This is a genomic window from Hyalangium sp. (assembly GCF_035629615.1).
Lineage (GTDB): Bacteria > Myxococcota > Myxococcia > Myxococcales > Myxococcaceae > Hyalangium.
In genome coordinates, this window is the sequence record NZ_DASPHO010000892.1 from 1 (window position 1) to 6,567 (window position 6,567).

Annotated in this window: 5 protein-coding genes; 3 read left to right on the plus strand and 2 right to left on the minus strand. The window is 68.9% G+C overall.

What is annotated here, in order from left to right:
- The 3 genes from VD972_RS44495 to VD972_RS44505 form a co-directional block, all read left to right on the plus strand.
- Nucleotides 1-470, plus strand: a 470-nt coding sequence (locus VD972_RS44495; protein ID WP_324996062.1) for a hypothetical protein, incomplete at its 5' end; no start/stop codon positions are given.
- Between the two features lie 9 nt (nucleotides 471-479).
- Nucleotides 480-1,043, plus strand: a complete 564-nt coding sequence (locus VD972_RS44500) for a hypothetical protein (RefSeq protein ID WP_324996064.1) — start codon at nucleotides 480-482, stop codon at nucleotides 1,041-1,043.
- A gap of 17 nt (nucleotides 1,044-1,060) precedes the next feature.
- A complete protein-coding gene (locus tag VD972_RS44505; RefSeq protein ID WP_324996066.1) occupies nucleotides 1,061-5,254 on the plus strand; it encodes a protein kinase domain-containing protein in 4,194 nt (1,397 codons plus the stop codon).
- 74 nt (nucleotides 5,255-5,328) lie between these two features.
- On the opposite strand, the gene surE is transcribed toward VD972_RS44505, so the two are convergent.
- Complete coding sequence (gene surE, locus VD972_RS44510; RefSeq protein ID WP_324996068.1) at nucleotides 5,329-6,285, minus strand: 5'/3'-nucleotidase SurE; 957 nt, start codon at nucleotides 6,283-6,285, stop codon at nucleotides 5,329-5,331.
- 85 nt (nucleotides 6,286-6,370) lie between these two features.
- On the minus strand, nucleotides 6,371-6,567 hold a 197-nt coding region (locus tag VD972_RS44515; RefSeq protein WP_324996070.1), incomplete at its 5' end, for a hypothetical protein.

Below are 6,567 nucleotides of genomic sequence, written 5' to 3' on the forward strand. Positions count from 1 at the left end.
TGGAGCTCTCCGAGGATGGCTCCCAGTTCGACAAGGTCCTGACCAAGGAGCCCCCCGGCGAGACGTGGCACGGGCACCTCTTCGAGCACGTCGAGTGGAACTGGAACACCTTCTCCGTCTCCTCCTTTCGGAACTTCCTGAACATCTCCTACGAGGTGAGCGAGAACCCGCAGCGGATCCGCCTCGGCTTCTCCCTCTACACGTGCGAGGGCAGCACGCTCTTCGTCCGGGAGGCGCGCAACGGCGTCGATGTGGACAGTGGCTTCCTGAACGTCGATCGCGTGAACACGCCCCCAGGCTTCTTCAGCATCGACACGCAGAAGGTCATCCGCTTCTCGGACATCCTGGAGCGGCGCACGCCCCTGGAGGGCCCGGCGGGCAGCGGGCAGATCCTCTCCTTCATGGCGCCCGCAATCGTGGGGCTCTGGATGCACGACCTGGTGAGCAGCCTGTACTTCCCGAGCAGCTAGGAGTCCGCCGTGAACAACCTGAACGATCTGATGAACGCCTCGACGGCCGTGCTGATGGACCAGGTCGGCCGCTGGTCCCAGATGATCCAGAAGATGAGAGAGGGGCAGTACACTCCCTCCGATTGGATGAAGGACGTCGTGGGGATGTGGGACTCGTGGCTCGGGCTGGTGCCCCTCCCTTCTCGGCTGGGAGCGCAGGCGGCGGGCGGGCAGCTGCCCACCCTGCTGCTCATCATGGATGACGTCGCCGAGACCGTGGGCCCCGTCGCCACGCCGACGAACCTCAGCCTGCCTCCAGGCGTCACGTTGGAGCTGAGCGATCTCCATCAACTTGGAGGCGAAGGGGTGCTCAGCAGGAAACACGTCCTGCCGCTGCTCTTGCCGGACGGTAACAGCGTGGAGGTTCGCCTGGTCGACCTCGGCGGGGGCCCGCAGCCGCACGTCGCGAAGCAGCTCCCGTGCGGGCTCTACGTGGGCCCGCTGTACGCCAAGGAGCTGGCGACCTACCGGCCGCTCGCGCTCGTGTATGTGCTGATCACCCGGCCGGACTGTGAAGCGCCAACGGGAGCCTAGCCATCGCGAGGAATGAGATGAGCGGAACCATCGGAAGAGGAGGCCAGGGCGACGAACCCTCCCAGGGCGGGAAGCAGTCCGCTCCCTCCGAGGAGTCCGACTTCCAGGACTCGTTCCTGAAGGAGCTGGTGCGGGAGGAGTCACCGCTCCCGGTCCCCCTCCCGGGAGATCGGCTGGGCGGCCTGGACGGACGCCGGTACGAGATCCTCGAGCAGATCGGCAGCGGCGGAATGGGCCAGGTCTTCCGGGCCCTGGACCACGAGCTGCGGCGCACCGTCGCCCTGAAGTTCCTGCTCTTCAACCTGGAGCTCACCGAGCCTCAACGGCTCACCCTCCTCCAGGGCGAGGGCCGGGCCATCGCCCGGCTCGATCACGAGAACATCGTCCGCGTCCATGACGTGTCGCTCTGGACGGCCCATCCCGAGCAACAGGAGGAGGGCGCGCCGCTGAAGATCCCCTTCCTCGTCATGGAGCACCTGGAGGGAGAGACGCTGCACGCGCTCATGCGGCGGGTGAAGCTCGGCCTGCTGCGGGCCCTCGACATCCTGAGCGACGTGGCGGCGGGCCTGGCGCATGCGCACGCCCGGCAGCTGGTCCACCTGGATCTCAAGCCGGGCAACGTCTTCATCTGCACCACCGGCAAGGCCAAGCTGCTCGACTTCGGTCTGGCCCAGCTCCTGGTCGGCCCCGCCACGGCCCGCGAGTCCAGCGGCTCCGGGACGCCTCCTTATATGTCCCCGGAGCAGTGGAGCCAGGCGCTCCCGGATGCACGGGCGGACGTCTGGGGCGCCGGGCTCCTCCTCTTCGAGATGCTCACCGGTGAGCACCCTTTCGCCCGGTTCAGCATCCCGGCGCTGCGAGAGCGCATCACCTCGGCCGAGCCGATGCCCTCGCTCCTCGAGCGCCGGCCTGATCTCCCCGAGGAGGTGGCGCTGCTGGTGGCCTCCGCCCTGTCCAAGGATCCGGCGCAGCGTCCTGCCTCCGGAGCGGAGCTGCTCCATCAGGTCAACGCGCTGCGGGAGAAGCTGGCCCTGCGGCCCCAGCGCTCGGGCTCCATCGCCGGGCGGCGGCGGGTGACGCTCCTGGCCTGCCGGCTCACGCTGACGCCCAGCTCGGTGGAGCCCCTGGATCCGGAGGAGTTCGGTGAGCTGGAGGCCGCGTTCCACCGGGCCTGTACCCGGCTCATCCGCCAGCACGGCGGCTCCATCACCACCGCCGTGGGAGCCGAGGTGCTCGCGTGTTTCGGCTACCCACAGACCCGCGAGGAGGACTCGGAGCACGCGGTCCAGGCGGCGCTGCACCTCATGGAGGAGCTCCCGCGAGAGCTGGCGGGCCCGCGGTTCCCCACGGTGTCCGTGAGGACGGGCATCCACGCGGACTGGGTGGCCCTGGAGGACACCACTCCGGACTTCCATGGAGCGACTCCGGCCATGCAGGGCGAAGCCCCACGGCTGGCTTCCTGGTTGGCGAGCCAGGCCGCGCCGGAGACGGTGCTGCTCAGCGGCGGAACGCACGCGCTCGTGCAGGGCTGCTTCGAGCTCCAGCCGCTGGGCTCACGGTCTTTCGAGACGCTCTCGGGGACGTTGCCCGTCAACCTCCACCAGGTGGTGCGCGAGCGCAGCGGTGTGAGCCGCTTCGACCGGACGCTCGTCGGCGGTGCGCTGACGCCTCTGGTGGGGAGGGAGCTCGAGCTGCAACGCCTCCTCGAGCTCCGGAAGGCCGTCGAGGACGGGAATGGCAACTGCGTCCTGCTCCGAGGTGAGCCCGGCATCGGCAAGTCCCGCCTCGTCCAGGAGCTGCATGGGCGGGAAGCTCCTGGAGCCAGCACCTGGGCCCTGTTCCAGTGCTGGTCCCAGTTCGAGGGCAGCATCTTCTATCCCTTCATCGACTGGCTGCAGCGCTTCCTGGAGTTCTCCACCGACACCTCCCCCCAGCAGAAGCAGCTCAAGCTGGAGCAGCGGCTGGGGGCACTCGGCCTTCCAGCGGAGCACGTCCCTGCCCTCGCCTCCCTGCTCTCCCTCCCTCTGCCCGAGGACTCTCCCTTCCTCCTGCTCCTCCCGGATCGCCAGCGGGAGCAGCGCCGGCATGCCCTCCTGGCCCTCCTCCAGCAGCTGGCCGTGGAGCGCCCCCTCATCCTCGTGGTGGAGGATCTGCACTGGGCCGACCCTTCCACTCTGCAGTTCCTCGACTCCCTCCTGCGCCGGCATCTCTCCGGCGCTCGGATCCACCTGCTGCTCACCGCCCGGCCCGGGTTCTCCCACGGCTGGACGAAGTGCCCAGGCTTCCACGAGCTGGAGCTCACACCCCTCCTGCCCGAGAGCACGGCCACCCTGGTGAGAGAGGCCGCTCATGGCAGTCCCCTCCCGGACGCGACGGTCCGGCAGATCGTCGCCAGGACGGACGGCATCCCCCTCTTCGTCGAGGAGATGACCCGGATGGTGGTGGACCCAGGAGCTGCGCGCGGCGCCACCTCCGGGAAGTGGCTGTCCACCATCCCGGCCACCTTGCACGAGCTGCTCCTGGCGCGGCTCGATCAGCTCTCGCCCCGCTTGAAGACGCTGGCGCAGCTGGCGGCCACCCTGGGCCGGGAGTTCAGCGTCGCCATGCTCCACGCAGTCTCTTCGCTGCCAGCGGACGAGCTGGAGCGAGGACTCGAGCAGCTCGAGCAGGCTCGGCTGATCTACCGACAGCGCCCGCCGCCGGACACGACGTATGCCTTCAAGCACGCGCTCATCCAGGATGCGGCCTACCAGTCGCTGCTGCGCAGCACCCGGCAGCGCTACCACGCCCACATCGTCCATGTGCTGAACGAGCAGTTCCCCGAGCTCGTCGAGGAGCGGCCAGAGGTGCTGGCGCACCACGCCACCCAGGCGGCCATGTGGGCGCGAGCCGTGGACGCGTGGCAGCTTGCGGGCCAGCGCGCTGGGGCCAAGTCCGCCATCGCCGAGTCGATCAACCACTACACCCAGGCGCTTGGTCAGCTCTTGCGCATGCCGGCCTCGCGCCAGCGGGACGAGCGGGAGATCACCCTCCGGGTGGAGCTCGGCCAGGCGCTCGTGTCCGCGAAGGGCTACGCCGCGAAGGAAGTCGAAGAGGTCTACGCGCGAGCCCAGGAGCTGTGCGAGCAGTTCGGCACTCCGCCCTTGTCCGTGCTCTGGGGAATCTGGGTCGTCGCGCTGGTCCGGGGCGATCGTGAGAGCACCGACTCACTGGCGGCGCGCTTCCTTCAGCTCCTCGAGAAGAGCGACGATCCAACAACCCTGGTGGTGGTCCATGGAGCGCTCGCCACCTGGCACTTCTGGAAGGGGACGTATGCCGAGGCCTATGAGTACTGCAACCTGGCCAAGGCCCTCATCACCCAGGAGTTCTTCCAGGGGCCTCAGGCCCAGATCCGCGGAGGCAGTCAGAGCTACGTCGCCGAGCAGGTGCTCCTCGGGCAGCAGTATCTGGCGTATGCGGAGATGATGATGGGCAAGGCCCGGCGGGCCCGCGAGGACTCCGCCAGAGCGCTCGCGCTGGCAGAGGGGACACGGCACCCGTATGCCATCGCGACGACCCTCTCGTTCTGCGCATCGATCGAGTGCGAGGCGAGAGCGCCCGAAGCCGTACGAGATCTCTCCAGCCGGTTGATTGCCATCTCCACCGAGCATGGGTTCCCGTTCACGCTGGCGATCGGCCTGTGCAACGCCGGCTGGGCCGCGGCGAGGCTGGGGGAGGTGCAGGCGGGGATCGCGTCCATCCGTCAGGGACTGGGCCTGCTCCAGGCCATGGGAGCCATGCTGGTCTATCCCACGTGCCTGCTCTGCCTCCTCGAGGCACAGCTGCTCGGAGGCCTGGGCGTCGAGGGCCTCGCCACGGTGGAGGAGGGGCTCCGGATGACGGAGACGAGCACGGCCAGCCGCGACCTCCCGGAGATGCTGCGGCTGAGGGGTGAGTTCCTCCTGCTGCAGGGGGAAGGAGCAGCGGCCCGGGCCTCACTGGAGCGGGCGCTCGCGCTGGCGAAGGATTCCGGCGCGACGCTTCATGAGCTGCGCGCGGCCTTGAGCCTGGCCCGCCTCATGGTGCGTGTGGGCGAGACAGAGAAGGCTGGCGTGCTCCTCGAGGAGGCCTGCGGAAGGTTCACCGAAGGCTCCAGCCTGAGTGACTACGAATCCGCACAAGCGCTGCTGTCCCAGCTCCGTTCCCAACACGAGCCGCAGCCCACGGCATAGGCCCTCAGAGTAGCCTCCACTCCTGGCGAGTCGTGAACGCCACTGAGGCCCGGGCTCAATCCGGGCTCCCCCTGCTAGCGGTTCAGCCGCCAGTGGAGCTGCGCCCGGAGCCACGGGCTCGCAGACCCGTCCACGGCCAGGGGAGACACCGAGATCGCTCCCTCCGCCAGCGCGGTGGTGTCCGCGTGCCGCTCCGTCTCCGGATCGCACGTGACCGAGAGGCCGCAGATGGGGCCCGAGGCGAAGTACACGTCGGGCGCAGTGGAGATCTGGATGTACTGCGGGCGCACCACCTCTCCATGCCCCACCGCCGTCACACGCGGCCCCTGCACCAGGGCCGGAGCGAAGAGCCCATCCTCTCCCAGCACGACCGGATAGTTGAGGTTCAGGGCCACGCGGTCAGGGAGCAGCTTCTCGTCAGGCCTCGCGGTCTCACGCAGCTTGCCGATCAGCTCGTTCACGTACGCCGCGGCATGAGGAGCCGCCGCCGCCGTCTGGGAGAAGCCCGTCCCCGCATCCTGCGCGTTGATGCCGATGCTCACGGCGAGGGAAGGCACACCCTCCTCCGCGGCCGTCACAGTCGCGCCCACCGTCCCCGAGTGGTTCACCGCGCGCCCGACGTTCTGGCCGGAGTTCATCCCCGAGATCACCAGATCAGGGCGCTGCGCCCCCAGGATCTGCAGGCCGAAGAGGACCGCGTCCGAGGGCGTGCCGCCGACCGCCCACGTCGCGCTGGGGGTCTCACCGCACAGGAACTCCGTCCGCGTCACGCGGAAGGCCTGGTTCAAGGTGAGCGCGGCGCTGATCCCACTCCGATCGCCCGAGGGCGCGACGACGGTCACCTGGTGGCCTGCGGCGCACAGCGTGTCCCGCAGGATGCGCAGTCCCGAGCCAGCAACACCATCGTCATTGGTCAGGAGGATGCGCAACGGAGGCGGAGGAGTCTCCGAGGGAGTCGAGGCATGGGCCTGGGAGCCCAGGCCGAGGAGCGTCGTGGCAAGAAGGGACGAGAGGATGCGGTGGGTGCTCATAGGGGCTCGCGGTGGGGGGGATGGAGGGCCGATTTCTGCCCCCTCTATCTTTCTGAACGAACCCACCCCGGATTTGTCGCAACACTCACTTCGAATGCTTCGCGAGCCAGGCCTCCACGTCCTTCAAGAGCCGGGCGGCGGCTGGCGCCTGCGGATTCACCAGGCTGCTCACCTCCTTCGCGAGCTGCACGGCCCGCTGCCGGTCCCCCCCTGACTTCACCAGCGCATCCGCCAGGAAGAAGCGCGCCACGGCCCCGACGAAGCGCGGGACACGGAAGTTCG

What these genes read in the sequence shown, in the direction of transcription:
- VD972_RS44505 (WP_324996066.1), top strand. Translation starts at nt 1,061, where the DNA reads ATGAGCGGAACCATCGGAAGAGGAGGCCAGGGCGACGAACCCTCCCAG.
- surE (WP_324996068.1), bottom strand. Translation starts at nt 6,285, where the DNA reads ATGAGCACCCACCGCATCCTCTCGTCCCTTCTTGCCACGACGCTCCTC.